This is a genomic window from Streptomyces sp. R28, from assembly GCF_041052385.1.
Classification (GTDB): domain Bacteria; phylum Actinomycetota; class Actinomycetes; order Streptomycetales; family Streptomycetaceae; genus Streptomyces.
The window spans coordinates 1785883-1809584 of sequence record NZ_CP163439.1 but is presented as its reverse complement, the minus strand read 5'-3'; the positions used below and the strand labels follow the sequence as shown (position 1 = coordinate 1809584).

General features: G+C 68.2%; 36 protein-coding genes and 1 pseudogene. 29 read left to right on the top strand and 8 right to left on the bottom strand.

From position 1 onward, the window contains the following. The first annotated feature begins 4 nt into the window (after positions 1–4). The 19 genes from AB5J49_RS07890 to AB5J49_RS07800 all read left to right on the top strand — a co-directional run bounded on the left by AB5J49_RS07890 (position 5) and on the right by AB5J49_RS07800 (position 13631). The gene (locus tag AB5J49_RS07890; protein ID WP_369167774.1) at positions 5–418 is read left to right on the top strand and encodes a hypothetical protein; all 414 of its coding nucleotides are present in this window, start codon (positions 5–7) and stop codon (positions 416–418) included. A gap of 13 nt (positions 419–431) precedes the next feature. After that, positions 432–764, top strand: coding sequence for a hypothetical protein (locus tag AB5J49_RS07885; protein ID WP_369167773.1), 333 nt, complete (start codon positions 432–434; stop codon positions 762–764). A gap of 61 nt (positions 765–825) precedes the next feature. After that, positions 826–1305: a hypothetical protein gene (locus tag AB5J49_RS07880; protein WP_369167772.1), complete on the top strand. Its 480-nt coding sequence runs from the start codon at positions 826–828 to the stop codon at positions 1303–1305. Beyond that, positions 1305–1517, top strand: coding sequence for a hypothetical protein (locus tag AB5J49_RS07875; protein WP_369167771.1), 213 nt, complete (start codon positions 1305–1307; stop codon positions 1515–1517). The genes AB5J49_RS07880 and AB5J49_RS07875 overlap by 1 nt, the downstream gene beginning before the upstream one ends. Continuing rightward, entirely contained in the window at positions 1517–2038 is a 522-nt protein-coding gene (locus tag AB5J49_RS07870) for a hypothetical protein (protein ID WP_369167769.1), read from the top strand. The genes AB5J49_RS07875 and AB5J49_RS07870 overlap by 1 nt, the downstream gene beginning before the upstream one ends. Before the next feature lie 38 nt (positions 2039–2076). Beyond that, the gene (locus tag AB5J49_RS07865; RefSeq protein ID WP_369175076.1) at positions 2077–2343 is read left to right on the top strand and encodes a hypothetical protein; all 267 of its coding nucleotides are present in this window, start codon (positions 2077–2079) and stop codon (positions 2341–2343) included. A 14-nt stretch (positions 2344–2357) separates the two neighbouring features. Then, entirely contained in the window at positions 2358–6422 is a 4065-nt protein-coding gene (locus tag AB5J49_RS07860) for a phage tail tape measure protein (RefSeq protein ID WP_369167768.1), read from the top strand. A gap of 12 nt (positions 6423–6434) precedes the next feature. Then, positions 6435–7322, top strand: a complete 888-nt coding sequence (locus AB5J49_RS07855) for a hypothetical protein (RefSeq protein ID WP_369167767.1) — start codon at positions 6435–6437, stop codon at positions 7320–7322. Positions 7323–7332: 10 nt separating this feature from the next. After that, complete coding sequence (locus tag AB5J49_RS07850; RefSeq protein ID WP_369167766.1) at positions 7333–8358, top strand: hypothetical protein; 1026 nt, start codon at positions 7333–7335, stop codon at positions 8356–8358. After that, positions 8355–9434 carry a hypothetical protein gene (locus AB5J49_RS07845; RefSeq protein WP_369167765.1) on the top strand — a complete coding sequence of 360 codons (1080 nt, stop codon included), beginning with the start codon at positions 8355–8357 and terminating at the stop codon, positions 9432–9434. Before AB5J49_RS07850 ends, AB5J49_RS07845 begins: the two co-directional genes overlap by 4 nt. Beyond that, on the top strand, positions 9434–10198 hold the full coding sequence (locus tag AB5J49_RS07840; RefSeq protein ID WP_369167764.1) for a hypothetical protein: 765 nt from the start codon (positions 9434–9436) through the stop codon (positions 10196–10198). The genes AB5J49_RS07845 and AB5J49_RS07840 overlap by 1 nt, the downstream gene beginning before the upstream one ends. Beyond that, entirely contained in the window at positions 10195–10404 is a 210-nt protein-coding gene (locus tag AB5J49_RS07835; protein ID WP_369167763.1) for a hypothetical protein, read from the top strand. The genes AB5J49_RS07840 and AB5J49_RS07835 overlap by 4 nt, the downstream gene beginning before the upstream one ends. A gap of 44 nt (positions 10405–10448) precedes the next feature. Further along, the gene (locus tag AB5J49_RS07830; RefSeq protein WP_369167762.1) at positions 10449–10895 is read left to right on the top strand and encodes a hypothetical protein; all 447 of its coding nucleotides are present in this window, start codon (positions 10449–10451) and stop codon (positions 10893–10895) included. A 62-nt stretch (positions 10896–10957) separates the two neighbouring features. Beyond that, positions 10958–11938: a hypothetical protein gene (locus AB5J49_RS07825; RefSeq protein ID WP_369167761.1), complete on the top strand. Its 981-nt coding sequence runs from the start codon at positions 10958–10960 to the stop codon at positions 11936–11938. Between the two features lie 26 nt (positions 11939–11964). Then, on the top strand, positions 11965–12282 hold the full coding sequence (locus AB5J49_RS07820) for a hypothetical protein (protein ID WP_369167759.1): 318 nt from the start codon (positions 11965–11967) through the stop codon (positions 12280–12282). Between the two features lie 24 nt (positions 12283–12306). Further along, the gene (locus AB5J49_RS07815) at positions 12307–12708 is read left to right on the top strand and encodes a hypothetical protein (protein WP_369167758.1); all 402 of its coding nucleotides are present in this window, start codon (positions 12307–12309) and stop codon (positions 12706–12708) included. A gap of 5 nt (positions 12709–12713) precedes the next feature. Further along, positions 12714–13061 (top strand): hypothetical protein, encoded by a 348-nt coding sequence (locus AB5J49_RS07810; protein ID WP_369167757.1) that lies wholly within the window; start codon positions 12714–12716, stop codon positions 13059–13061. Positions 13062–13076: 15 nt separating this feature from the next. Then, on the top strand, positions 13077–13460 hold the full coding sequence (locus tag AB5J49_RS07805) for a DUF3307 domain-containing protein (RefSeq protein WP_369167756.1): 384 nt from the start codon (positions 13077–13079) through the stop codon (positions 13458–13460). A gap of 9 nt (positions 13461–13469) precedes the next feature. Further along, complete coding sequence (locus tag AB5J49_RS07800; protein WP_369167755.1) at positions 13470–13631, top strand: hypothetical protein; 162 nt, start codon at positions 13470–13472, stop codon at positions 13629–13631. A 58-nt stretch (positions 13632–13689) separates the two neighbouring features. On the opposite strand, the gene AB5J49_RS07795 is transcribed toward AB5J49_RS07800, so the two are convergent. Beyond that, positions 13690–14052 carry a hypothetical protein gene (locus tag AB5J49_RS07795; protein WP_369167754.1) on the bottom strand — a complete coding sequence of 121 codons (363 nt, stop codon included), beginning with the start codon at positions 14050–14052 and terminating at the stop codon, positions 13690–13692. 251 nt (positions 14053–14303) lie between these two features. On the opposite strand from AB5J49_RS07795, the gene AB5J49_RS07790 reads away from it, so the two are divergent. Both AB5J49_RS07790 and AB5J49_RS07785 read left to right on the top strand, forming a co-directional pair. Further along, a complete protein-coding gene (locus AB5J49_RS07790; RefSeq protein ID WP_369167753.1) occupies positions 14304–14555 on the top strand; it encodes a hypothetical protein in 252 nt (83 codons plus the stop codon). Continuing rightward, the gene (locus AB5J49_RS07785) at positions 14545–15576 is read left to right on the top strand and encodes a tyrosine-type recombinase/integrase (protein WP_369167751.1); all 1032 of its coding nucleotides are present in this window, start codon (positions 14545–14547) and stop codon (positions 15574–15576) included. The genes AB5J49_RS07790 and AB5J49_RS07785 overlap by 11 nt, the downstream gene beginning before the upstream one ends. Positions 15577–15828: 252 nt before the next feature. Here the strand turns inward: AB5J49_RS07785 and AB5J49_RS07780 are convergent, their stop codons facing one another. After that, on the bottom strand, positions 15829–16242 hold the full coding sequence (locus AB5J49_RS07780; RefSeq protein ID WP_369167750.1) for a DUF6233 domain-containing protein: 414 nt from the start codon (positions 16240–16242) through the stop codon (positions 15829–15831). Between the two features lie 24 nt (positions 16243–16266). Here AB5J49_RS07780 and AB5J49_RS07775 point away from each other — a divergent pair, with 24 nt between their 5' ends. The 3 genes from AB5J49_RS07775 to AB5J49_RS07765 are packed head-to-tail and all read left to right on the top strand — an operon-like array spanning position 16267 to position 16897. Continuing rightward, complete coding sequence (locus tag AB5J49_RS07775; protein ID WP_369167749.1) at positions 16267–16473, top strand: hypothetical protein; 207 nt, start codon at positions 16267–16269, stop codon at positions 16471–16473. A 20-nt stretch (positions 16474–16493) separates the two neighbouring features. After that, the gene (locus AB5J49_RS07770; RefSeq protein ID WP_369167748.1) at positions 16494–16676 is read left to right on the top strand and encodes a hypothetical protein; all 183 of its coding nucleotides are present in this window, start codon (positions 16494–16496) and stop codon (positions 16674–16676) included. Then, complete coding sequence (locus AB5J49_RS07765; RefSeq protein WP_369167747.1) at positions 16676–16897, top strand: hypothetical protein; 222 nt, start codon at positions 16676–16678, stop codon at positions 16895–16897. The genes AB5J49_RS07770 and AB5J49_RS07765 overlap by 1 nt, the downstream gene beginning before the upstream one ends. 83 nt (positions 16898–16980) lie before the next feature. Here the strand turns inward: AB5J49_RS07765 and AB5J49_RS07760 are convergent, their stop codons facing one another. From AB5J49_RS07760 to AB5J49_RS07740, 5 genes are all read right to left on the bottom strand, one after another. Continuing rightward, positions 16981–17160 (bottom strand): hypothetical protein, encoded by a 180-nt coding sequence (locus tag AB5J49_RS07760; RefSeq protein WP_369167746.1) that lies wholly within the window; start codon positions 17158–17160, stop codon positions 16981–16983. A 57-nt stretch (positions 17161–17217) separates the two neighbouring features. Beyond that, positions 17218–17418, bottom strand: coding sequence for a hypothetical protein (locus tag AB5J49_RS07755; RefSeq protein ID WP_369167745.1), 201 nt, complete (start codon positions 17416–17418; stop codon positions 17218–17220). A gap of 35 nt (positions 17419–17453) precedes the next feature. Next, positions 17454–17633 carry a hypothetical protein gene (locus tag AB5J49_RS07750; protein ID WP_369167744.1) on the bottom strand — a complete coding sequence of 60 codons (180 nt, stop codon included), beginning with the start codon at positions 17631–17633 and terminating at the stop codon, positions 17454–17456. A 34-nt stretch (positions 17634–17667) separates the two neighbouring features. Further along, a complete protein-coding gene (locus AB5J49_RS07745) occupies positions 17668–17913 on the bottom strand; it encodes a winged helix-turn-helix domain-containing protein (RefSeq protein WP_369167743.1) in 246 nt (81 codons plus the stop codon). Positions 17914–18476: 563 nt separating this feature from the next. Further along, positions 18477–18719, bottom strand: coding sequence for a helix-turn-helix domain-containing protein (locus AB5J49_RS07740; protein ID WP_369167742.1), 243 nt, complete (start codon positions 18717–18719; stop codon positions 18477–18479). A 312-nt stretch (positions 18720–19031) separates the two neighbouring features. Between AB5J49_RS07740 and AB5J49_RS07735 the strand changes: the two genes are divergently transcribed. The 4 genes and pseudogenes from AB5J49_RS07735 (at position 19032) to AB5J49_RS07720 (ending at position 20664) form a co-directional block, all read left to right on the top strand. Then, complete coding sequence (locus tag AB5J49_RS07735; protein WP_369167740.1) at positions 19032–19256, top strand: hypothetical protein; 225 nt, start codon at positions 19032–19034, stop codon at positions 19254–19256. A gap of 203 nt (positions 19257–19459) precedes the next feature. Beyond that, positions 19460–19612: pseudogene (locus tag AB5J49_RS07730) on the top strand (peptidase C39 family protein); the annotation flags it as partial. Positions 19613–19715: 103 nt separating this feature from the next. Continuing rightward, a complete protein-coding gene (locus AB5J49_RS07725) occupies positions 19716–19856 on the top strand; it encodes an SCO1431 family membrane protein (protein WP_369167739.1) in 141 nt (46 codons plus the stop codon). A 148-nt stretch (positions 19857–20004) separates the two neighbouring features. Then, positions 20005–20664: a TetR/AcrR family transcriptional regulator gene (locus AB5J49_RS07720; RefSeq protein ID WP_369167738.1), complete on the top strand. Its 660-nt coding sequence runs from the start codon at positions 20005–20007 to the stop codon at positions 20662–20664. 54 nt (positions 20665–20718) lie between these two features. Here AB5J49_RS07720 and AB5J49_RS07715 read toward each other — a convergent pair whose 3' ends face one another. Further along, positions 20719–21969, bottom strand: coding sequence for a glycoside hydrolase family 18 protein (locus AB5J49_RS07715; protein ID WP_369167736.1), 1251 nt, complete (start codon positions 21967–21969; stop codon positions 20719–20721). Between the two features lie 319 nt (positions 21970–22288). On the opposite strand from AB5J49_RS07715, the gene AB5J49_RS07710 reads away from it, so the two are divergent. After that, complete coding sequence (locus AB5J49_RS07710; RefSeq protein WP_369167735.1) at positions 22289–23461, top strand: acyl-CoA dehydrogenase family protein; 1173 nt, start codon at positions 22289–22291, stop codon at positions 23459–23461. Positions 23462–23702 lie beyond the last annotated feature (241 nt).

Below are 23702 nucleotides of genomic sequence, written 5' to 3'. Positions count from 1 at the left end.
TCTGGTGACTACTCCCACGGTTCTGCCGCACGTCGATGCGGTGCAGGCGGCGCTGGAGACCATCCCTGCCCTCGCCGTCTATCTCGGCGGGGTCCCCGCGTCATCGGGCTGGGTGCCGCCGGACAAGTACTGCGTGCTGTACCCGGAGCCCGGGGAGGCGGTCCGGGAATCGCTGGCGGACCAGCGCACCGACTTCATGGCCACCTTCCAAGTGACCTGCGTGGGCGGCTCTCTGGAGCGTTGCCTGTGGGTGGCGGACAAGGTGCGGCAGGCACTGAGCGGCCCTCTGTCGGTGGAGGGCCGCTCAGCATGGCGGCCGGAGGATTTGGGCGGGCCTCCGGCGCAGCGTGACGACGACACCAACCCGCCCTCCTGGTTCGTGCCGGTGCAGTACCGGATCAAGTCCATCCCCGCCTGACAGGAGTCCTCTCATGGCGCTTCTCGCGCAGCAGGTCGTCGCCCTGAGCGGCCTGACCCCCACGTATTCGGCTGCTGCCGCCTCGACCACGGTGACGTGTGGCGAGCGGTCGTTCCTGCACGTCAAGAACACGAACGGCTCGTCGATGACGGTCACGATCACCGCCACGGGCAAGATCCGTGGCCAGGGTGTCGCGGACCTCGTCGTGACGGTGCCCGCGACGACGGGCGACAAGATGATCGGTCCGATCACCTCCGACCTGTTCGCTTCGGCCGCCGACGGTCAGACCGCCGCGATCACCTACTCGTCGACGACCAGCGTCACCGTCGCCAGTCTCGTCATCTGACGCCCATCCCGTCCTGTTCGCCCCGTCGTCCGGGGCTTTTTTCATGCCCTGAGGAGGGTCCATGTCTGACCTGATCAACGACGGAAAGACCAAGGTTGTGTGGGCGAGCAGCATCGCCAACATCAACGCGCCGACCACGACCGAACTGAACGCGGGATCGGACTTCACCGCCCGCGTCACCCCGGACGGCCTGAAGATCGACCCGTCCACGGCGGATGTCGACACGTCCAGCCTCGCCTCGACGTTCGACACCAAGACCGTCGGCCGCGTCGGCTACGACACCGAGGTGACGTTCAAGCGCGGCACCACCGGCGGCGAAGACCTCCCGTACACCACCCTCAAGTACGGGGTGTCCGGTTACCTGGTGGTGCGCCGCGGTGTCGACTACGCAACCGCCTGGGCGGCCTCCCAGAAGTGCGAGGTGTACCCCATCACCTGCGGCGAGCCCCAGAACGTCAGCCCGGCGGCCAATGAGGTCATGAAGTTCATCTCGCCGATGAAGGTCACCGCTCCGCCCGCGACCGCCGCCACGGTGGCCTGATGGCGGGCGTACCCAGCTACCGGCAGCTCGCCGAGAAGGCCCTTGATCAGGCCGCAGCCGAACTCAACGGACTGCCGAACGGCCGCGTTCCCACCGACATCGTCATGGCCAACGCGGCCAAGGTGCAGGCCACCGCCACCATTGCGGTAGCGCAAGCGCTGCTGGAGATCGGCGACGTCCTCCGCGAGAAGCTGAAGCAAGGAGACGCCTGATGGCCAGCAGTATCGAGGACATCCTCGCGAAGGCGAAGCCCCGCGAGCGCACCGTCATGGTGTGCATCGCGGGAGATGTCGCGGGCGAGCTGGACCGGCTGCAGGACGAACTGTCGCGGGTGTCGTCGGACTGGGAGCCGCAGGACCTCACCGACGTACACCCGGGCCGGGCCCTCGCCGAGCAGATGAAGGCGCTGCGCGAGCAGGCCCGCGCGGCCGAGGTCCCGTTCAAGTTGCGATATGTCGGCGACAAGTCCTACTCGGATCTGATGGCCGCGCATCCGGCGAAGGACGACAGTCAGGCCTTCGACTCGGAGACGTTCCCGCGCGCCCTGATCGCCGCTTCGTGCGTGGATCCGGTGATGACGGAAGATCAGGCCGTCGAGCTGTTCGAGGTCATCAACGAGGGCGAGATCAAGAAACTCTTTGACGCGGCCTGGGACGTGCACAACGCCTCGGACATCGTCCCTTTCTCGTTGGCCGCCTCCGCACTGCTGGCGGCCCTTGGCGACGAGAGCTAGAAGCGGCCCGAGCCTGGGGTGTGCCGCGCAGCGTGTTTATGGGGCGGGTCGTCGCCGACGGGGAACCGCTGTGGCTGGACGAGGACCGGGCCTGGGCCATGGCGCTGCTGGAGGTTGAGGCGGACGCCTGCCCCGAATGCGGCCACCCCTGGGGTGAAGTCACTGACCCCGACAGTGAATTCGCCTACAAGGCGCACCTCGTGAAATGCCACGCCTGCGGCACATCGGCCAAGGCCGTAAAGGCCCACCAGGACAACCACGGCGACACGGACGGCCTGCACGTCCACATCGAACGGCGCACATGAGACGGGGGTGAGCCGTGGCCACTCGCACCGTCACCGTCCGGCTGGTCGCAGACGTCAACCAGTACACCCGCGGCATGCGCCGGGCCGCGCGCGACACGTCGCAGCTGGCCGGAGCGGGAGCGGCGGTGGGTACCGCGATGGTCGCCGGGTTCGCCGCCGCCGCAGCCTCCGCCGCGAAGTTCGATAAGGCGCTGTCCAACGTGCGTGCGGTGACCGGCGCGTCCGCCCAGGACATGGCCAAGCTGCGGGCGGCGGCCCTGGAGGCCGGCAAGACCACCAGCTACACGGCGACCGAGGCCGCCAACGCGGAGGCCGAGTTGGCCCGTGCCGGCGTGAAGGTCGCGGACATCACCGGCGGCGCGTTGAAGGGTGCACTGGCGCTGGCCGCGTCGGGACAGGTGGATCTGACGGAGGCGGCGGTCGTCTCAGCTCAGGCGATGAACACGTTCGGGCTGGCGGGCAAAGACGTGACGCACGTGGCCGACCTGCTGGCCGCGGGCGCCAACAAGTCGGCGGCGGACGTGCACGGGCTGGGCATGTCGCTGCGCATGGGCGGTCTGCTCGCCCACCAGACGGGCCTGTCCATCGAGGACACGGTCGGCACCTTGGCGGCCTTCGCCGACCACGCCCTGATCGGCTCGGATGCCGGTACGTCGCTCAAGGTCATGCTGCAGAGGCTGGTCCCGCAGTCCAAAGAAGCCGCGCAGATGATGGACCAGATCGGATTCTCCGCCTACGACTCCACCGGCAAGTTCGTGGGGCTCAACGAGCTCGCCGCCCGGATGAAGACGTCGTTCTCCAAGCTGACGCCGGAGGCCCGCAACGCGGCCATGGCGACCATCTTCGGTGCGGACGCTGTCCGCTCCGCGACGATCATGTATGAGCTGGGCGCCGACGGCATCAGCAAGTACGTCAAGTCCGTGAACGACCAAGGCGCCGCCTCTCGCATGGCCGCCGTACAGACGGACAACCTTGCGGGTGATCTGGAGCGCCTGAAGGGCGCCTTGGAAGTCGCGCTGATCGAGGGTGGCTCGGCCGCGCAGGCGCCGCTGCGGCAGATGACGCAGTGGATCACTGCGCTCGTCAACGCCTACAACCAGCTTCCCCCCGGCCTCCAGCACGCCGTGGTCGGCTTCACGGGAGTTGCCGGGGCCGCGTCGCTGGTCGCCGCCGGCATGCTACTTCTCCTCCCGCGTATCGCGGCTACCCGCACCGCGCTGGTCGCGATGGGGATGACGGCGGCGCGCACCCGCACGCTGATGATGGGATTGGGGCGGCTCAGCGTCGTCGTCGCCGGGCTCGCGGCGGCCGGATGGGCGATCGATGAGCTGACCAGCAAGTTCGAGGACGCACCCCCGAGCGTCACGAAGATGGCGAACGCGCTGCTGAACCTGTCGCGCACCGGCAAGGCGTCCGGCGAGCTCGTCAAGACGTTCGGCAAAGACCTGGACGGCTTCGGCGAGGCGGTGGCTCGCATTGCCCACCCGGGCGCGCTGGACCGGGTGGAGGACTTCTTTGGAACGTTCGACCCGGCAACGGACGCGGGCGGCCCGGGGCTGGACGAAGCCACGAAGAAGATCAAGAGCTTCGATGAGGCACTGGCCAATCTCGTTGAAGGCGGCGCCCCGGACGTGGCCGCGGCCGCGTTCCAGGAGATGGCGCGGGAAGCCGAGAAGCAGGGCACGTCCACGGAGAAGCTGCGCACGCTGCTGCCGGGCTATGCCGAGGCACTGACGGCCGCGGACACCCAGACGCAACTGTCCGCAGAGGCGCAGGCCAAGCTCGGCCAGGAAGCGGGTCTGACCGCTGACGAGCTGCAGGATCAGCGCACCGAGGCGGAGAAGCTGTCGGACGCCCTGAACACGCTGAACGGCGTCTCGATCAGTGCTGCCGAGCGGGAGATCAGCTTCCGTCAGTCCCTGGCCGACCTGACTGAGGCGGTCAAGGACAACGGCCGCAGCCTTGACGTCACCTCCGATAAGGGCCGCAAGGTCAAGTCCGCGTTCCTGGACGCCGCGAAGGCTGCGATGGAGCACGCGGAGGCCATCTCTGAGCAGAAGGGCAGCCAGGAGGCCGGCCAGGCGGTCCTGGAGCGCGACATCGCCCTGCTGCGCAAGCAGATGAAGGCCGCGGGCTTCTCGACGGATGCGATCAACAAGCTCACCGAGGCGTACCTGAGGCTGCCGGGCTCGAAGGTGACCCGGGTGGACGCGAAGACGAAAGGTGCGATCACTGACCTTGAGGCGGTCAGGAAGAAGATCGCCGACACCAACGGTAAGACGATCACGATGCGGGCGCCCACAGCGGAAGCTCGCAAGCAGCTCGAAGCCCTCGGATTCAAGATCAAGGACACCAAGGGCAAGAACGTCGTCATCACCGTGCCGACCGGCACGCAGAAGTCCGCGGTCGACGCGCTACGCAGGGCCATCGAGGCGCTGCGGAACAAGAGCGTCACGATCACGACCACCAGGCAGACCATCTATGAATCCGTGAAGCGTTCCGGCGGCTCCAATCAGGCCGCGAAGAACGCGGCCGAGCTCAGCAGCGCAAACGGCAACATCTTCGTCCGCCGCTACGCCCAGGGCGGCATGGAGAACCACATCGCTCAGATCGCCCGCCCCGGCGCGTGGCGGGTGTGGGCAGAGCCGGAAACCGGCGGCGAGGCGTACATTCCACTCGCCCCCACCAAGCGTCCCCGTTCCCGGCAGATCGCCGCGGAGACCGTGCGGCGCCTCGGCGGCGCCGTGCAGTGGTTCGCGGACGGCGGTATCCCCGGGTTCACCTACACGCCGACCGGCAAGCCTGTGCTCGGCGGTCCGTCGGATGCCAAGCAGCGCTACGACCAGGAGATCGAGGACCTTAAGAAGGCCTGGGCGGACCTGAACAAGGCGCTGAAGGAGCAGAAGAAGGCGGCCGACAAGCTCAAGGACGCCGAGAAGGACCTGGCCAAGGTCCGCAAGGGCAAGCACACCAGGAAGCAGCTGGAGGATGCGGAGGAGCGTCGGGACAAGGCGCGTTCGGAGAAGCGGAAGGCCGACTCCACCGTCTCCAAGGAGCGCAGGGACGTCGCCGCCGCGAACAAGGAACTCGGATTCGCCAAGGGTGGCAGGGTGCCCAGGGCTTTCAGCCTGAAGGGCTACGAGACACAGCTCAACGAGTCGGTGGCCGAGACCGAGAAGTGGCGCAAGAACCTGACGAAGATCGGACAGCGGGGCGGCAAAGAACTCAAGGCCATGCTCGAAGGGATGGGCGAGGAAGGCTACGCCCTCGTCAACGCCCTTGCCGGAGCGTCGGACAAGCAGTTCAAGTCGATCGTCGCCAAGTTGCAGAAGACCGGCGACCTGGCCAAGGCGACCCTGGCGGACTTCAACAAGCAGCTCGGCGCGTCCACCAAGGAGAACCAGCAGTTCGCCGCCGACCTGCAGAAGCTGGCCGCGCAGGGATTCGGCAACCTTGCCCAGGCCCTCGCCGCCCAAGGCGACGCCTCCGCCATGGCGCTCGCCCACGAAGCGGCAGGAAACACCAAGGCCGCCGCGGCAGCCAACAAGACCGTCACCACAGCCCAGTCCACACTCACCGGCGAGGACTTGGCAAACTCGCTCGTCCTGCTGTCGACCCTGCGGGGTGGCCCGAACCGCGGCTTCGCGGAACTGATCGCGGCCGGACTGGACGTGGCCACGATCAAGGCGCTCGTGCCGAAGATGACCAAGCAGATCGGCGGGTTGCCCGCAGCGAACAAGGACGTCTTCGTCCGCCAGTGGGTGCAGCAGGGCGGCAAGGCGATGGCGGTCGGCGGCATCCTCACCCGGCCCACCATGGTGCTGGGCGGCGAAGCCGGCGTGCCCGAATCGTGGATCCCGTGGAATGCCAGCACTCGATCCCGTGCGCTGCTCGCCAAGACAGCGGCAGCCATGGGCTACCGGCTCACCCCGGCTGGCCGGTACGCAAGCTCTTCCGGCTCGACAGCGGCCCTCGCACGCGAGGTCACCCGGCACATCGAGGTGAACCTGTACGGGGCCAAGCAGAGCGCGGCCGAGCAGGCGCACGACATCGCCCGCGTCATCAGCTTCGTGGGATGAGAGGAGGCGCGGGTGGCCTACATTCCGGGCACGGATATCGACGGCCTGCAGGTCACCCTCGGAACCCTGCGGCTGGGCGCCGTGGACTCCTCGGGGGTGGCCTGGTTCCTTCAAGGGCTGGAGGGATGGGACTCCGCCGAGGTGCGAGCCGAGTACCAGGAGCGAGAGGCCGACCACGGCACGTGGGCCAGCCCCGTCTACCTCGGGTCACGGCCGATCACCCTGTCGGGGACGGTGGAGGCTCCCGACCGGTCGTCGCTGCAAGCCGCCATGGAGCAGCTGTATGCGGCGGCCGCCCTGACCGACACGACGCTGACCGTATGGGAGAGCACGTCGAAGCAGGCGACCGTCAGGCGGTCGGGCAAGCTGCTCACCCAGTACGTCACCGACCGCACCGCGACCTGGTCGGTCCTGGTCACCGCGGCCGATCCGCGCCGCTACAGCACCACCCTGCAGTCCGGCACAACCGGCCTGCCCTCCACCACCGGCGGCCTGTCCTTCCCTGTCACATTCCCGATCACGTTCAGTGCGACCACCGTCTCGGGGCAGATCAGCGCCACCAACCTCGGCTCGATGGACACCCGGCCCGTACTCACCATCGCGGGCCCCGTCGTCGCCCCGGTCGTTTCCTGCCTCTACCCGGACGGCACGGTGCGCCAGCTCATCTACAGCCAGGATCTGGCCAGCGGTGACGTCCTCACCATCGATACCGACGCGCACACCGTGATGCTCAACGGCGCCGTAAGCCGACGCCGGTTCATGACCGTGTCGGCAGGCTGGCCCACCATTCCGGCCGCAACGGCGGGCGCCGGGCCGACGACCGTCAGCTACCAGTTCCAGTCCGGCACCTACAACGGAACAGCGGCGCTGACTGCCACGTGGCGATCGGCCTGGATGTGAGGAGGCAGTCATGCCAGTAGACCCGTGGGCTATCGACGGCCTCACCCTGTCCGGCCTGGAAACCCGCCTCGTCGGCGCCGTAGACGTCATGGCCGACGGCACGGCCCTCGGCTCCCGCTCCGGCGTCCGCCCCGGGGATCCAGGGCTGACGGTCACTCTCGCCGGATCAACTATCAACTGCTCGGCGGGTGTCGCAGCCGTCGCCTACGCCGGGCAGGGCGTGTACCGGGCAGCGTTCCCGTCGTCTGTGTCGCCCGGCACGTTGACCGCGGCGCACGCCACGCTCGACCGCATCGATCTCGTGTATCTGCGTGTATGGGATAACAGCGTTGACGCTTCCGGCCTGAACAAGGGCGACATCGTCTACCTGGCGGGCACGCCTTCATCGACGCCGGTCGCGCCCACGCCGGCTGGCACGCAGATCTACATGCCGCTCGCCACGATCACCGTGCCGCACTCGGGGGCGGGCAGCCCGTCGGTGTCTACCTCGGTGCGGCCGTACACGACGGCGCCGGGCGGGATCCTGCCCACCTCCACCGCACCGCCGAGCCCGTACACGGGCCAGTACTACGACGACGGATCAGGGCTGAAGCGGTGGAACGGCAGCGCCTGGCGGACCGTGTCCGCACTGCTGCCATCGGTCTCCGACCAGGTGTCGATGCCCGGCAGTTTCGTCACGGGTGCTTTCACGGACTTCACGTCCGGTCAGTGGCCGCCCGTCACCGTCACGGTCCCGCAGTCCGGCATGGTGGAGATCACGGTCGGTGCGGCCGTCGCCAACACCAACACGTCCACATCGACAGCCTGGTGCACGTGGCGGGCCTCCGGTGCGCTCACCGAGGGCGGCAGCGAGAAGAACGGTGTGGCGACGATCGGCGCCCGAACCTACGCATCCCGTACCGTGATCCGCTCCGGCCTCACGCCCGGCACATCCCTGACGGTCACGCCCCAGTACAACGTGTCCTCGTCCGGCACCGTCGGCTCCGTCACGCGTGTCTCCGACGGGCAGCTCATCGTGAGGCCACTGGCCGGATGAGCGCTATCACGCTGGCCTGGTACGGCTGTGATCTGCGAACCGGTGGCATCGTCGAGGATCTCCCCTCGCTCAAGCCCACGGGCGCCCTCTCCCGCAAGCTGGGCGATTCGACGTCCCTGCAGTTCGAACTCAACGTGGCCGGGGCCCCACGCGATTGGGGCCCGGCCACAGACCCGGGCCGTAGCCTCCTCGTCGCAGTCGATGTGGCCACCGACACCCCGATCTGGGCGGGAGCGGTCGTCCTGCGCGAAGGCGGCAGCGCCAGAACCGTGCAGCTCGGCGCCGTGACGTTGGAGCGCTACTTCGACTCCCGCTTCCCCAGCACCCAGACGCTCATTGGCATCGATCAGGCCGATGTCATAACCGCCCTCGTCACCCCGGCCCTTACCGGCGGCCCGCCCATCACGGTCGACGCCATCGACACCGGAACCACCATGGACTACCTCACCCAGGACGGCGACGACAAGACAATCCTGTCCTGCATCCAGGAGATCATGGCCCTGGAGGGCGGCCCCGAGTGGACCATCGACGTCGCCTGGGGCGCGGGCCACGACGGCTTCACCTTCCCCTTCCGGGTGCGGGCGGCCATCGGCACTCAGACCACCACCCCCGAGGCGGTCTTCGACCACCCCGGCTGCGTGTCCTCCTACGCACTCTCCGAGTCCTTCGAAGCCGGAAAGGGCGCCACAGCCGTCATCGCCCGCGGCGAGGGCGAGGGCAGCTCACGGCTCACCTCGTCCGCACACGAGGCGACCGCACTCCTCGCCAACGGCTGGCCGCGATGGGAATACCGGTACTCACCCACCACAGGCCTGACCGACCCCGACCAGCTCGAAGCGCACGCCACCAAATCGCTCGCGCTGATGCAGGAGGGCGCCCAGGTGTGGAGCATCGAGGCCGTCGCCTCCAAGGCGCCCCGGCTGGGCGCGGACTGGGGCCTCGGCGACAGCGTCAGCCTCAACATCGAAACGTCCCCACGACACCCGAACGGTGCAGGCGTCGTCGCCCGCTGCTGGGCCTGGGAACTCGAACCCGGCTCTGACCGGGTCCGCCCGATCCTCGTGGAGGACAGCTGATGCCCGGACCGCTCGACCAACTCCCGGCGGACGCAACCACGCTGGCGCGGAAGGTTGCCGACCTCGAACGGCAGATGAAGGAACTGCGGGCCGCACGCCGCATGGGCACGGCCACCGTTGGCCGGTTGAGGATCTACAGCGCAGACGGTGAAACCCTCCTGGCCGAACTCGGTCCGACCGACGACGGCGGGGGCGGCTTGTGGACCCGCGGCTTGCAGGGCGACGGGATCCCCGTATCGGCGGAACTGGCGGCCGGCGAACTCCGGTTCCGGCCGATCGAGGACGGCGTGAACGAGGTACCGGCCACCGTCACCTACGGCACCCTCCCGGAGAGCGGCAGCGATCTGACGCTCACCCCCGGGTCGATACTGGCGTCGGACTGGCGGTCGGTGGTGGACCTCGGCTCGACTGCGGGCGGGAGCCCACCGAATGTACTGGTCAGCGCCTTTCGTGACGTTGACGGCGTCGGAGAAGTAGGCCCCTGCAACATGGACCTGTCCGGGGTCCTGACCGCCGCGAACATCGCCTACGGCCAGGTCACGATCAACCCGTCCGCGGCGAACACCCCAACCTCGCTGGCAGTCACCGGGCTGACCGTCCAGGGCAGCGCCTTCTACGGGTTCGCCACAGCCCAGACCACCGTCCCCGGCAGCCAGGTCACCGGCGTCGGCACCACAGCCGTCTCCTCGACCGGGCTCACCGTGTGGGTCACCCGCACCAACACCACCGCAACCAACATCAACTGGATGGTGCTCGGCCTGTGAGCGATGTGACGTTCCAGCCCGCGCTGTACTACGAGGTGACAGCACGCGACAACAACGAGGCGTGCAGCAACTACGGCCAGACCTTCACGGTGCCCGAGTTCTACTCGAATGCGGGCATCAACTGCTACGTGCAGTGCGGCATCTGCAGGCAGCGCATGGAAATCCTTACCGCCACGCTCCTCGACCCGCAGCCCGAAGTCTCCTGACCTGCACCACTCACAAGGGGCCCCATCCCGGAGCGGAGGACGCGATGGCCACCCAGTGCAAGCTGTATACCAACGTCCGCCAGCCGGTGTCGCCCAACGCCTGGACCGTGATCCGGTTCGACACCGCGCTGCGCAACGACGACGGCATGTGGTTCGACGACTCCATGGGCCGCGAGTCAGCGTGCATCCGGCCGGACCGCGACGGGGACTTCATCTGGACGTACCTGGTGAAGTTCGACTCGATCACCGTGCCGGACGGGGACGAAGCCGAGCGCCAGTTCAACGTCCGGTTCGTCCGTGACCCGTACTCCAACCCGGACAACACCGGGGAGTCGGACGGGGACGACACCGTCGGCCAGGATCTACGCAACGGCACCTGGCTCTTCCGTGGACGGGCGGGCCAGCCGGTCGCGATCGAGGTCCGTCACACGCACACCGCGCCGGTCGACGTCATCCACGCCCAGTTCAGCGCCACAACCTGGGACTACTGACGCCCCGTCTCGCCGCCGCCCCGTGCCGACCGGCCGGGGCCTTCGTCATTCCTGGAGACCGCATGGCCAAGACAGGCCCGCAGCGCTACCCCGGCGCCTCTACCGCCTACTGGTACGGGTCGGCGTTCCCGGGCTCGGCGATGGAGGTCAACGTCATCGTCTGGCACAGCACGGAGGGGCGCTCGTTGCCCTCGTACAGCGGCGGCAGCATGGCACCGAACCTCACCGCCGTCCCCGACTTCGCGGCACGCCGCCTGATCTGGTACCAGCACTTCGACTTCGACGTGTCCAGCCGCGCCCTGCGCAACCTGAGCGGCGGTGTCCAGACGAACACGTTGAATGTGTGCCAGGTGGAGATCGTCGGCACGTGCGATCCCGGCACTCACGAGAAGTGGCGGGCGGCTGGCTACCCGCATCTCTTCATGCCGGAGCTTCCGGACTGGGCTGTGCGGGACCTGGCGGCGTTCGCGAAGTGGGCGCACGACAACCACGGCGTGCCCCTGTCGTCCGGCCTCACCTTCAAGGCGTACCCGTCCAGCTACGGCGCCAACGGCGTCCGCATGACCGGCAGCCAGTGGACCGCCTTCGAAGGCCACTGCGGGCATCAGCACGTCCCTGAGAACGACCACGGCGACCCGGGCGCCTTCCCGATGGCTGCCATCCTGATCGCCGCCGAGGGCGGCACCACCCCGCCCGAGGAGGACGACGTGGCTCTGACCGACGCCGACATCAAGAAGATCGCAGCCGTGGTCCGTGACGAGATCTTCGGGGCCGACGTCATCGCGGCCGTCGCCCCGCCGTACAACAACGACGACTGGGACACCAACAAGACCTGGTCGTTCAAGTACGCCGTCCAGACGCCGATCGTCACCGGCCGCGAGACCCTCGCCCGCGTCAAGGACATCCAGGCCAAGGCGGGCACGGTCGACATGACCGACGCGCAGATCGCTGCACTCGCCTCCGCTGTAGCCGCCAGCCCGGCGCTCGCCGAGGAGATCGCAGAACGAGTCGCCGTAAAGATCGCCGAACGCCTCGCCGACTAGCCCAACCAGCAGAAACGAGAACCCTCATGAACGCATCCCTCGACAAGGCCTACTGGCTCGGCCTTGCCATCTCCGTTGTGCTGCCGGTCCTCGTCGGACTCGTCACCAAGCACATCACCCACGGCGGCGTAAAGGCCGTCCTCCTGCTGGCGCTCTCCACCCTCAACGGCTTCCTCGTCGAGCTCGCCAACCCGGGCCCGGACTACGACTTCGGCACTGCCGTCGTCCTTTCCCTCGTCGCCTTCGCCATCGGCGTCCTCAGCCACTTCGGCCTGTGGAAGCCCACCGGTGTCTCCGACAGGGCGCAGTCCGCGCTCGGCGGCGGCGCACCCCGGGCGGTGTAGGTGCCGCGCCGTGTAGCCCGGCGCATGGGCCGGGCACTCGGCCGCCGCGGCGCCATCCTTCTCTGCTACGGCCTGGTGTGGGTGCTGGTCGGGTTCGCCCAGATCACCTCACCCCAGCCGGACCAGCGCGGACTCAAGCCCCTGCTGGAGGTGTGGCCGCTACCGGTGTGGGGCTGGCTGTGGGTGGCCACCGGGCTCGTCGCGATCGCTTCGGCATGGATGCCGCAGGGTTTGGACTGGCCGGGCTTTTTGGCGTTGCCGCTGATGGTGCTGCCCTGGATGGGCTCCTACACGGTGGCGTGGATCTCGGGTGAGTTCCCGCGGGGGTGGGTCGCCGCCATCGTGTGGGGCGCAATTGCCGTTCCGGTGCTGGTTGTTGCCGGATGGCGTGAGGCGCCCCGGCCGAAGAGAGTTGAGAGCTACTGATGGGCGTGGACACCTGGATCCAGGCAGGCATGACGGCACTGACCGTCGTCGGCGGGGTCGCCACCGCACGCAGCGCACGCCGCACGAAACGGCAGGAGCGCCGCGATGACTTCACTGTGGTGACGGAACAGCAGGGCAAGGCGATCGAACGCCTGGAGAAGCGGGTCGTTCAGCGCGAGCAGGAGGCCGAACGGCTCGGTCAGCGGATCTCCGACCAGGACGAGGCAATCAACTGGCTCCGGACGCGGCTCCGTGACCTCGTCGGCGCCTTCCGGATCCGAGGCGAAGAACCCCCGCCCGCACGGCCCATCCCGGAGCGCGCGGCCCGGATCCTCAACGGCTTCGACGTGTGAGAACTGGAGTGCGAAATGGTTGGCGTGCTTCTGGCTCACCTCGTCGGTGACTACATCCTGCAATCCGACTGGATGGCGAACGAGAAGACGAAGCGCTGGTTCCCGGCCTGGGCACACGCGGTCACCTACGGACTGCCGTTCCTCTTCGTCACCCAGTCGCCTGCTGCCCTGGCGGTCATCGTCGTGACGCACGCCGTCATCGACCACTACCGGCTGGCGCGGCACGTCGTGTGGGTGAAGAACTTCGCCGCACCCAAAAGTCACTGGCACCCCTGGTCCGAATGCTCTGGCACTGGCTACCACAAGGATCGCCCGCCGTGGATGACCGTCTGGCTAATGATCATCGCGGACAACACGATTCACCTACTGATCAATGTGGCCGCCGTCCGCTACCTGTAGGAGCAGCTCATGCCCGAGGCCATCGAACGCCCGCCGCGCCGTGACGACACCGCCGCCGACATGGGCAGCCTCGTCGCCCTCGGCCGGGAAGAACCACCACCCATACCCGCGCCGGCGACGAACCCGTTCCTCGAACCGGACCTGCCGCCACCCGACGATGAGCCCGCGTGACAGGCGCCCCCACTCCTTCCGCTGCGGCGGGGGAGTGGGGGCGCTCGCTGTGCAGGCTTCAGCGCTTGTCGCGCCACTTCCGGACGGTCATACGGTCAACGCCTGCGGCACGCGCGAACCCGGCCTCGCTGAGCCTGTCGAACACGACGGGGTTCCTGGCGGCCTGCTGGAGTGCGGCGGTCGCGGCACTGGCGGCGGCGAGGGCGCTGGCTCGCTGCTCGCTGTAGTTGGAGACGACGACCTGGGCAGGTTCGGTAATGAGGCGGTAGGCGGCGGTGAGAGCAGCGTCCCGCTCGGCGTGGTCGTCGGGGTCGGGGTAGCGGTCTTCGATCTCGTTGGCCACGGTAAGGAGATTGGCGAGGCCGAGGTCGTCAAGGCCGTGGTCGTCGCCGAGCCAGGCTTCGAGTTCGTAGCGCTGCATGTTGGTCCCCTCCTGGAGCGTCCTTCGCTCCACCTGTAGACAACCCTACAGGTGACCTGTAGACCTGTCTACAGGTCTAGCGCATAACGTTCCCTGAAGCGCGCCCGGTTGGAAGGTCCGGCTCTCGATAACATGCCATATCCGGGCCCCGCTCCTTCCGAGGAGTGGGGCCCGTTGTCGTGCTCGGAAGTGCTGGCGATCACCCAACTCTATGGTTGATAATGACAGTTATCCAATACAGAGGAGGGCTTGTGTCGGCGGACCGCAAGAGGATCATCACGCTCACTCCCGCTGCTGAGGTAGCGCTCGCCAACATCAGGGAGCACACCTACGGAGCTATGACCGAAGACTTCGCAGTGAGTCACGCACTCGTAATGCTTTGGGAGGTCATGGAACTGGAAGAGCGCGGCGAAGAGCTTCGCACCCGGCGCGAGGATGGCAAGGGGCGCACGAAGAGCTTCAAGGTGGACAGTAACAAGGTGCCGAGGCCGTATGTCCGCTGATCTCGTTCCGCGCCCGTCGGCGGAACTGTCGACCGACCGGCACGACCCCCGCGACGACTGGCCCGACGAAGCCCGCGCGCTCGCCGACCACCTCACCGCCATCTACGGCGACCGCGACCCGCTACCCACCATCGCCGGAGGATGGATCGCCCGCCAGAAGAGCCGCCACACACGGCGCGCCTACGTGCGGACGTTCAAGGCGTGGGAGGAGTACGCCCGCTCCACCGGCATCCACCCGCTCCAGGCGAAGCTGCCGCTCGCCGACGCCTACGCCAAGCACCTCGCCAAGACTCCCACCCGCAACGGACGGCCGCCCGCCGAGACCACCCAGGCCCAAGCCCTCGCCGCCGCCGGAAGCTTCTACACCTACGCCGCCCGACTCCAAGCCGTCGACAGCGACCCGTTCACCGCCGTCAACCGGCCCTACGTCGACCCCGACTACAGCCCCACCGAGGGAATGACCGAGGCCGAGACGATGCGGCTCATCGAGACCGCGCGCGGCTGGGCGCCCCGCTCATACGCCCTCGTCATGCTGCTTTACCTCACCGGCGCCCGCGTCGACGAACTCCTCTCCCTCAACGCCGACCAGCTCGGCTACGACCGAGGCCACCGCACCCTGCCCCTCACACAGAAGGGCGGCAAGAAGCGGCCCGCGCCCGTGCCGCCGCTCGCCCTCGACGCACTCCTCGCCCACCTCGGCGACCGCGCCGACGGCCCACTCTTCACCACCGAGACCGGGCGCCGCTGGACCCAGCCAGAAGTCTGGAAGCACCTCCGCGTCCTCGCCCGCCGCGCCGGAATCCCCCAAGCCGCCACCATCAAGCCCCACACCCTGCGGCACCAGTTCATCACCGACAACCTCGCCAACGGCGTCCCCCTCCAAGACGTCCAAGACGCCGTCTCCCACTCCGACCCGCGCACCACCCAGCGGTACAACCGGCGACGGCGCCAACTCGACAACCACCCCGCCTACGCCCTCGCCGCCAAACTCGGGGAGAGGCTCCAGGGCGGCGAAGCCTGAGCATGCGAACGCCCCCGCAGCCGAAGCTGCGGGGGCGTTGTGCTGTCCGGGGTCTACCCCCAAGTGGTGTCGTCCACGATGCCTCCCCATGAAGGTGCGGCCTGCTTGCGGGGTTACCCCCACGCCCCGAAGGGTCGCTGCGAACGAAGCAGGCCGCCCGAACACGGTAGACGGAAGGCGTCCGCCCTGTCACCGGTCGTGCCACACTGAACATGCGTCCGTCAGGTCTCCCCCGTCCTGGCGGGCGCTCTGCTATCCGTCGAGGATGCCGAGCTCCGAGTCGGGCCGGCAGAACGCGCAGGCTTCGATGTTCGGGTCGGTGAGGGAGACTCGCGCGTCGTGTTCGGTGATCCGGTGCGGTGGGCCTTCGATCATCGAGCAGTCGCCGAGGTGGATGATGGCGGGTTCGGGTCCGCGGGGTGTGCGCTTCTGCTGGACGACGAACTGGGGGCGGGGCGAGATCTGCGTGACGGGGCCGAGGTTGGCGCCGCCCTTGGGAAGCCGCGGCTTTCGTGGCGGGGGGGCTTCGGCCTGGGTGAGCGCGGCTTGGACGGCGTCGCGCTGGAGTCGGAGGTAGATCGCGATGGTTTGGTTGTCGGCGAGCTGCTGGTCTAGGTGCGCGAGGATCGCGCGTAGGCGTGCAGGGTCTGGCGGCAGCTCGTTCACGCGTTCGATTCTATGATGGTGGGCGTGAACAGCAACCAGCCGGGCCGCTACCACCTGACCCTCACTGCAGCCGGTCGTCCAGCCGTGCAGGGCTGGTGGGGGAGCGAGGCGGTCGCGCGGCGGAAGTTCACGAGCTGGATCGGCGAGTACGGCGCCATGCCCGGCGCCCGCGTCACCCTCGTCGACGAGGAGACCGGCGAGACGTTGACGACGTGGCCCGAGGGGACGTGACCCTCTGCCATCCTGGCGGCATGGACTTCGAGCCCGGCGGCATCCTGAACCCAGGTGTGGCCTACTACCGGAACACGCACCCGTGGAAGAGCGAAGTATTCCTGCCGTTGCGTCCGACGCCCGAGCAACTGGAGCAGGCAGCCACGATCGTCGCCTTCCAGGATGAGATCGAGCTGCTCGACACGTCCTTCCTGGAGGATTGATGGCCCACCGCCAGTACCCGAACGTCGACCGCGCCTTGAACCAGATCGGCCGCCACTACCCGGATCCACCTGCGACCGAGATGCCCAAGGGCTTGCGGCAGCTGGGGGAGTCCTTCGCCCCACTGCGCCGGAACATCCGTCGGGCTGCAGAGCAGGGCTTCGGGATGGGCACCTACATGCTGTCCACGCGGCGCCCCGGCGGTGTCAGTGGCCCCTCGTAGCATGGTCGTACAACACAAGCCCATGCTGGCTGCGTGAGCTTGGCGCCCCGCCCGGTACAGCGACCGGGCGGGGCGTGCTGCTGTTACCAGCCGGAGCTGTTCTCGCAGTGGCGGTTCGTGCAGTAGTACGCGACGACTACCTTCGGGTCGGGTCCGCCCACGGGGTTCGCGGGGTGAGGCTTCTCGGTGCCGCCGCATTTCTGGCAGGGTCGCGGCTTGAGGCGGCGGTACTCGGACATGTGCATCTCGGTCTGGTCACTCATGCTCCGACCGTCGCACGGAAAGTGCGTCTTGTCTGAGGAGCCTTCCCCCGCCGCAGGTCAGCCGTCGTTCGCGTGCCGCACGGCCTGCTTGAGCCCGAGCTCGACATCGATGCGCAGTAGCCCGGCCTCCTCGGCGTAGGCGCCGACGGCGGCGTGTACGGCGGCTGCGGTGGCGACGGTGAGTGCGCTGCGCTGCTGCTCCTCCCAGGAGGCGCGGGCGAGGGCGAGCAGGTCAGCGGGGAAATCTATGTCAGCCACGAGTGCAGATCCTAAGCCTGGCGGTCACACGGCCTTCACGCGGCCGTCGTCACGTCTCCGCGTTCGACCTGCCGCAGCTCGGCGCACAGCTCCTCGTACTCGGCCCGCTGCTCCGTCGTGAGTGGCACCTGCGGATGCGACCACAGCGCGCGGATCCGCTCGTTCAGCTCGGCAGCTGACCGCGCGCGACCCTCGGCCGGGGGAGTGGGGGGCATGGCGATCAGTCTAGAAGCCCGGTCTGACAGCGGGCTATGGCTTCGGAGGCTCAGGCAACGGCGCCACGAACGTGCCGATGCCCGGCTCCATATACGCGAGCTTGTCCTGCCGCAGCTCCTTCAGCACTCGCCGCGCCGTCATCTGCGAGATCCCGAACTCGCCGCACACGTCAACCACCGACGGCAACCGCTCACCAGCCGGATAGGTGCCATCCACGATCCGCTCCCGCATCACGTCGTACACCTGCCGCCACCTGGGCACATCCGGCTCCCACTTCATGATCCCGACGCTATGACCGCTACACCCGATGGGCGAGACGAGCGAACCTGTCGCGCCTATCGCACCTATCGGACCTGTCACAGTGGGTATCGTGAAATTGCAGGACCCCCGCGACCGCTGTCACGGCCCGGGGGCATGGCCGACGAGCACAAGGCGGAGCGTCGACGTGGACGATGGTAGAGAGCAGCCCCCCGACGGGACAGGCCGCGCGCCGTTAGCGACAGGCGTCGGCCAGCTCAGCCCCTTGCAGCGGGCCTACAGCGCCTACGCTCGCCACTCCCTGCAGTGCGACGACTGCCGCGACCCCGACCAGAAGTGCGCGACCGCTGAAGAGCTGTGGCGCACCTACCGGACAGTCAGCGGGGCCGCCTGTCAGCAGATAGCCGAAGCCGGCCGGTGAAGGCCAGGCGTACCTAAGCGCAGGCCAGAGCCTGTGCAAGCGGTTACATTTTCACACGGGGCGCACAGAATTCACGCAGACGAATACCTGAAGAACAGTTCCGGTGTGGGGTACTCGTGGTGTTGGCTCGAATCCGGTACGTCACCCGACCTGGGCGTGGCGACTAGCCGTGGAGGAGGTCAGAGATGGTCACACCGATGACTCGCGCGATCCGCAGCAACGTCTCCAGCGACGGGTTAGCCTGGCCGGCCTCGATCTCCTGGTAGAAGCTCCGCGTCAGCGGGACCGCGAGGAACACCTGTTCCTGGGTGAGGTTGTGGTCCACTCGCGCGCCCTGGATACACCTGCCTATGCGGCGTCGTTCGTGTAGCAGCCAGTCATCGTCGGCGGGTAGGTCACGGGGCACTCGACAAACCGTCTGGCCTCGGTGATCATGTGTCAGCCCGGTGACACCGGGCTTTTTATGATCATGAGTCGGGGGCGACGGACCACCCGCCCCCGGCCGTAGAACAAGCGGGCGCCCCGCGCGGCGCCGACTGCCACCCCCCAATGGCAGCCCTGCGGTGATCTGGCATATGCCGCAGGGCTATAGGTAGTGTCCGGTATTCGAAAGTTTGTTCACCCGAACGGGTGAACAACCCCAGAGCAGCGCGTTCCGTTACATACGGCGGGCACCAGAAGCACGCTCACCACCCGCCGGCCACCCATGGGAGAAACGATGGACCGCCAGCAGATCCTCGACTTGTACGAGTGGGAACCCGGCATCTGCTTCCGACACCCGAACAAGGGCGAAGTCCCCACGGCTCACGTCGAAACCGTCAGGCCAGCAGCTGGCGGCATCCAGGACATCAGGGCCTGCGCGGAGTGCGTGGTCGCCATAGAGCTAGCCCGAGCAGCAGCGGCTGCGCGCCGCACTGATGACGGCCAGCCAGAGGCGGGGTAGTCGCTGGTGGGAGGCCTTCTGGGCGGCTGGATTCTGGGGAGTGTACGGGGAGAATTGCTAGGCCGGGGAGTGATCGGGGAGATCCACGATGAACGGCTCCGCTCCCTCGTGTTCTCCTATGCACTCCAGTGCGCGGCTAAGTTCCGCAGGCCAGGCGCACTTTGAGAGTCCAGCAGCGGATTGCCGCAGGACCGCGCCGAATGCGCAGTGATATGGAGAACATCTGGCTGCGGACCAAGCGGTACAACGCCAGTGGCAAGGTGGTCTCCGGCACGGGCGGCGTCTGTTACCTCTACTTCCCGGTGTCTTTGAACCCGCGCCAGCGCGCCGCGCTCGCGGCGGTGGGCGTGCGCTGAGCCGCCGGGCACGGACGCATGCAAAGGCCCCGGGAAACCGGGGCCTTTGCCCTGTGAGCAACGTCTCTGCCGCAAAAGCCGTCCCCGGTGGCAAGGTGGGCATATGACCGCGCACTCAGCCACCGCCACCCGCGTCCGCACCGGCGGCCCCAAGGGAGACGGCCCGAAGCTCGTCGAGCACATCATGGGCTGGACCCTCGTGGTGGTCGTCGCGATGCTCGTCACCCAGCTCGGCCTGCTGTGACCTGACGCACACCGGGCGCTTTGACCGGACATATGCCGACCCCGCTGTCGAGCGGTTTCATCAAAGTCGATCAGACTCGAACGAGCAGCCGGTGTCTGTCTGCCATACTGCCGATGTCCCGCCGCCCGTCGGAAATCCAGGGTCTAAATTGAATATTAGTCAACAGCGTGACGCGGTCCGTCCCCGGGCCCGCGGCACCGAGCGCTCGGTGGCGCGACGTGCCGAACTCATCACCATCGGGCGGAAGCTGTTCGCCGACACGTCGTACGACGCGCTCTCCATGGACGACATCGCCCGCCAGGCCCATGTCGCCAAGGGGCTCATCTACTACTACTTCCAGTCCAAGCGCGGGTACTACCGGGCGATCATCCAGGACTCCGTCGCCGATCTGGTCACCTTCGCCGCGAGCGGGCTCGAGATGCAGCCGGTGGACCGGGTCCACCGCACCATCGACAGCTATCTCCGCTACGCCGAGCACAACCAGGCCGCCTACCGCACCATCGTCAGCGGGGGCGTCGGCTTCGACGCCGAGGTGCACGCCATCCGGGACGGTGTGCGCGCGGCGATCGTGGCGACCCTCGCCGAAGGGGCGTACGGCCGCACCGACATCGCCCCGCTGGCCCGCATGGGCCTGCTCGCCTGGGTGTGCAGCGTCGAGGGTGCCACCCTCGACTGGATAGACCACCCCGAACTGGACCGCGACACCATGCGTGAGCTGCTGGTGAAGACGCTGGGCGGCACCATGCGCGCCATCGAGGAGACGGACCCCTCCTACCCGGCCCCGGAGCCCGCGCGCCGGGAGGACTGACGCGGCAAGGGGCGGAGGCTCGTGGTCCTCCGCCCCAAGCCCCCGTGGGCCCCGCTACTTGATGGACTTGATCAGCTCACCGTTCGCGGTGTCCCCGCTCAGCTCCCAGAAGAAGGTCCCGCCCAGCCCCTGCCGGTCCTTGTACTTCATCTTGGTCGCGATGGTCGCCGGGGTGTCGTAACTCCACCAGTCGTCCCCGCACTTGGCATACGCGGTGCCGCCCACCGTGCCGGTCGCCGGGCAGGTCCGCTTGAGCACCTTGTAGTCCTCGAAGCCGTCCTCGTAGGTGCCCTTCGCCGGACCGGTGGCCGTGCCGCCGGGTGCCGCCTGGGTGACGCCGGTCCAGCCGCGGCCGTAGAAGCCGATGCCGAGCAGCAGCTTCGAGGACGGGATGCCCAGGCCCCTGAGCTTGGCGATGGTCGCGGCCGTGTCGTAGCCCTCCTCGGGGATGCCCGGGTAGGAGTGCAGCGCCGAGTGCGGTGCGGTGGGGCCGGTGGCGGCCCAGGCGCCGAAGTAGTCGTACGTCATCGGGTTGTACCAGTCGACGTACCTGGCCGCGCCCGCGTAGTCGGCCGCGTCGATCCGGCCGCCCTCGCTCGCGTCGGCCGTGATCGCCGCGGTGACCACGTTCCGCTTGCCGAACTTTGCGCGCAGCGCCTTCATCAGCTCAGGGAACGCCTCCCGGTCGCTGGTGTCGCAGGTCAGGCCGCAGGCGCCCGGGTACTCCCAGTCGATGTCGATACCGTCGAAGACGTCCGCCCACTTGGAGTTCTCGACCAGGTCGTAGCAGGACCGGGCGAAGGCCGCCGGGTCCTTGGCCGCCTCGCCGAAGCCGCCGGACCAGCTCCAGCCGCCGAACGACCAGACGACCTTGAGGTTCGGGTGGAGCTTCTTCAGCTTGCGCAGCTGGTTGAAGTTGCCGCTCAGTGGCTGGTCGGCGGTGTCCGCGGTGCCGTCCACGGACTCCTCGGCGGTGAACGGCTTGTCGGTGTCCGCCCAGGTGTCGCCGATGGCGCACTTGCCGTCGACGACGTTGCCGAACGCGTAGTTGATGTGTGTGAGCTTCTTCGCCGAGCCGGACGTCTCGATGTTCTTGACGAAGTACTGGCGGTCGTAGATGCCCCAGTCGGTGAAGTAGCCGACGACCTTCGAGCCGGCCGCCTTGCGGTCGCCGTCCTGGTCCGGGCCGTTCTGGTCGGCGGTGGGCTGGCCGGCGCCGGCCAGCAGGGCGGCACCGAGGGCGGCGGAACACGCGGCGGCCAGCAGTGCGCGGCCGCGAGCGCGGGAGGGGAGCGGGGTGTGCATCGGGTGTCTCCTCGCGGGGGACAGAGGGGATCGCACGCCGATTGGCATGAACGCGGGAAGCGTTGGACCGAAACGGTAGGAGGACTAGACCACTTGGTCAATGGTTCGGACCAATTTCGGATGGGCGAAAGTTTCTTGGAGTAAGCGGTCGTTAACTGGTGACTCGATGTCCCCGATCGGGCATACTCACCGCAGAGCCGCTGGTCAGCAGCTTCCGCGATCCGGGAGTGGAGCATCGGCCAGGACCCGAGAGACCAGGCGGAGCCGCCCCACCCAAGGTGTGCGACCGCCGATTCCCGAAAGGGAGGAGAGCGTCGCCATGCCCGACCGCGCCCCGCAGCCGGTGGACCGTCAACTGCCCACGGACGAGGCCCGGGATCTGATCTCGCTCGTCCGCGACATCGCGCAGCGCGAGATCGCCCCGAACGCGGCCGAGGAGGAGGACGCCGGACGCTTCCCGCGCGAGGTCTTCACCCTGCTCTCCCAGTCCGGCCTGCTCGGCCTCCCGTACGACTCCGAATACGGCGGCGGCGACCAGCCGTACGAGGTCTACCTCCAGGTCCTCGAGGAGCTCGCCGCGGTCCGCCTCACCGTCGGCCTCGGCGTCAGCGTGCACACCTTGTCCTCGTACGCCCTTGCCGCCTACGGCAGCAAGCAGCAGCAGGTCGAGCACCTGCCCGCGATGCTCGGCGGCGGGCTGCTCGGCGCGTACTGCCTCTCCGAGCCGTCGTCGGGATCGGACGCGGCCTCGCTGCGCACCAAGGCCGTCCGGGACGGCGACGACTGGGTGATCACCGGCACCAAGGCCTGGATCACTCATGGCGGCGTCGCCGACTTCTACACCGTCATGGCGCGCACCGGCGAGGAGGGACCGCGCGGGATCACCGCGTTCCTGGTGCCCGGTGACGCGGCGGGGCTGAGTGCGGCGGCGCCCGAGAAGAAGATGGGCATGAAGGGCTCGCCCACGGCTCAGGTCCACTTCGACGGCGTCCGGGTCTCCGGCGAGCGACGCATCGGCGACGAGGGCCAGGGCTTCGCGATCGCCCTGTCCGCGCTCGACTCCGGTCGGCTCGGCATCGCGGCCTGTGCGATCGGCGTGGCGCAGGCCGCGCTGGACGAGGCGGTGGCGTACGCGACCGAGCGACGGCAGTTCGGCAAGCCCATCGCCGACTTCCAGGGCCTGCGCTTCATGCTCGCCGACATGGCGACGCAGATCGAAGCGGGCCGTGCGCTGTATCTGGCGGCGGCACGGCTGCGGGACGCGGGCCGGCCGTTCGCCAAGCAGGCGGCGATGGCCAAGCTGCACTGCACCGACACGGCGATGAAGGTCACCACCGACGCCGTGCAGATCCTCGGCGGGTACGGCTACACCGCGGACTTCCCGGCCGAGCGCTTCATGCGTGAGGCCAAGGTCCTGCAGATCGTCGAGGGCACGAACCAGATTCAGCGGATGGTCATCGCCCGTCACCTAGCAGGTCCCGAGGGACGCTGAACTGGCCGTGCTTGACCTGCGGCGCCGCGAGCCGGATCCACTCCGGGTCGTGGCGCCCGGGCAGGGTGCGGCCACGGTCGGCCCAGGTGCGCATCAGCTCGCGGTAGATGGGCGGATCCGGCTGCTGCGGAGGCGCCGGCGGAAGCGTCCCTGCGGGCCGCGGAACGAAGATGCGGCGCTGAGACCCGGTCGCCGAATAGGTGGGGGGCATACCAGGGCAACGCGGAGGCGGGGGGACAAG

What these genes read in the sequence shown, in the direction of transcription:
- AB5J49_RS07885 (WP_369167773.1), top strand. Translation starts at nt 432, where the DNA reads ATGGCGCTTCTCGCGCAGCAGGTCGTCGCCCTGAGCGGCCTGACCCCC.
- AB5J49_RS07880 (WP_369167772.1), top strand. Translation starts at nt 826, where the DNA reads ATGTCTGACCTGATCAACGACGGAAAGACCAAGGTTGTGTGGGCGAGC.
- AB5J49_RS07875 (WP_369167771.1), top strand. Translation starts at nt 1,305, where the DNA reads ATGGCGGGCGTACCCAGCTACCGGCAGCTCGCCGAGAAGGCCCTTGAT.
- AB5J49_RS07870 (WP_369167769.1), top strand. Translation starts at nt 1,517, where the DNA reads ATGGCCAGCAGTATCGAGGACATCCTCGCGAAGGCGAAGCCCCGCGAG.
- AB5J49_RS07865 (WP_369175076.1), top strand. Translation starts at nt 2,077, where the DNA reads ATGGGGCGGGTCGTCGCCGACGGGGAACCGCTGTGGCTGGACGAGGAC.
- AB5J49_RS07850 (WP_369167766.1), top strand. Translation starts at nt 7,333, where the DNA reads ATGCCAGTAGACCCGTGGGCTATCGACGGCCTCACCCTGTCCGGCCTG.
- AB5J49_RS07845 (WP_369167765.1), top strand. Translation starts at nt 8,355, where the DNA reads ATGAGCGCTATCACGCTGGCCTGGTACGGCTGTGATCTGCGAACCGGT.
- AB5J49_RS07840 (WP_369167764.1), top strand. Translation starts at nt 9,434, where the DNA reads ATGCCCGGACCGCTCGACCAACTCCCGGCGGACGCAACCACGCTGGCG.
- AB5J49_RS07830 (WP_369167762.1), top strand. Translation starts at nt 10,449, where the DNA reads ATGGCCACCCAGTGCAAGCTGTATACCAACGTCCGCCAGCCGGTGTCG.
- AB5J49_RS07825 (WP_369167761.1), top strand. Translation starts at nt 10,958, where the DNA reads ATGGCCAAGACAGGCCCGCAGCGCTACCCCGGCGCCTCTACCGCCTAC.
- AB5J49_RS07820 (WP_369167759.1), top strand. Translation starts at nt 11,965, where the DNA reads ATGAACGCATCCCTCGACAAGGCCTACTGGCTCGGCCTTGCCATCTCC.
- AB5J49_RS07815 (WP_369167758.1), top strand. Translation starts at nt 12,307, where the DNA reads ATGGGCCGGGCACTCGGCCGCCGCGGCGCCATCCTTCTCTGCTACGGC.
- AB5J49_RS07805 (WP_369167756.1), top strand. Translation starts at nt 13,077, where the DNA reads ATGGTTGGCGTGCTTCTGGCTCACCTCGTCGGTGACTACATCCTGCAA.
- AB5J49_RS07800 (WP_369167755.1), top strand. Translation starts at nt 13,470, where the DNA reads ATGCCCGAGGCCATCGAACGCCCGCCGCGCCGTGACGACACCGCCGCC.
- AB5J49_RS07795 (WP_369167754.1), bottom strand. Translation starts at nt 14,052, where the DNA reads ATGCAGCGCTACGAACTCGAAGCCTGGCTCGGCGACGACCACGGCCTT.
- AB5J49_RS07785 (WP_369167751.1), top strand. Translation starts at nt 14,545, where the DNA reads ATGTCCGCTGATCTCGTTCCGCGCCCGTCGGCGGAACTGTCGACCGAC.
- AB5J49_RS07770 (WP_369167748.1), top strand. Translation starts at nt 16,494, where the DNA reads ATGGACTTCGAGCCCGGCGGCATCCTGAACCCAGGTGTGGCCTACTAC.
- AB5J49_RS07765 (WP_369167747.1), top strand. Translation starts at nt 16,676, where the DNA reads ATGGCCCACCGCCAGTACCCGAACGTCGACCGCGCCTTGAACCAGATC.
- AB5J49_RS07760 (WP_369167746.1), bottom strand. Translation starts at nt 17,160, where the DNA reads ATGAGTGACCAGACCGAGATGCACATGTCCGAGTACCGCCGCCTCAAG.
- AB5J49_RS07750 (WP_369167744.1), bottom strand. Translation starts at nt 17,633, where the DNA reads ATGCCCCCCACTCCCCCGGCCGAGGGTCGCGCGCGGTCAGCTGCCGAG.
- AB5J49_RS07745 (WP_369167743.1), bottom strand. Translation starts at nt 17,913, where the DNA reads ATGAAGTGGGAGCCGGATGTGCCCAGGTGGCGGCAGGTGTACGACGTG.
- AB5J49_RS07735 (WP_369167740.1), top strand. Translation starts at nt 19,032, where the DNA reads ATGGACCGCCAGCAGATCCTCGACTTGTACGAGTGGGAACCCGGCATC.
- AB5J49_RS07725 (WP_369167739.1), top strand. Translation starts at nt 19,716, where the DNA reads ATGACCGCGCACTCAGCCACCGCCACCCGCGTCCGCACCGGCGGCCCC.
- AB5J49_RS07715 (WP_369167736.1), bottom strand. Translation starts at nt 21,969, where the DNA reads ATGCACACCCCGCTCCCCTCCCGCGCTCGCGGCCGCGCACTGCTGGCC.
- AB5J49_RS07710 (WP_369167735.1), top strand. Translation starts at nt 22,289, where the DNA reads ATGCCCGACCGCGCCCCGCAGCCGGTGGACCGTCAACTGCCCACGGAC.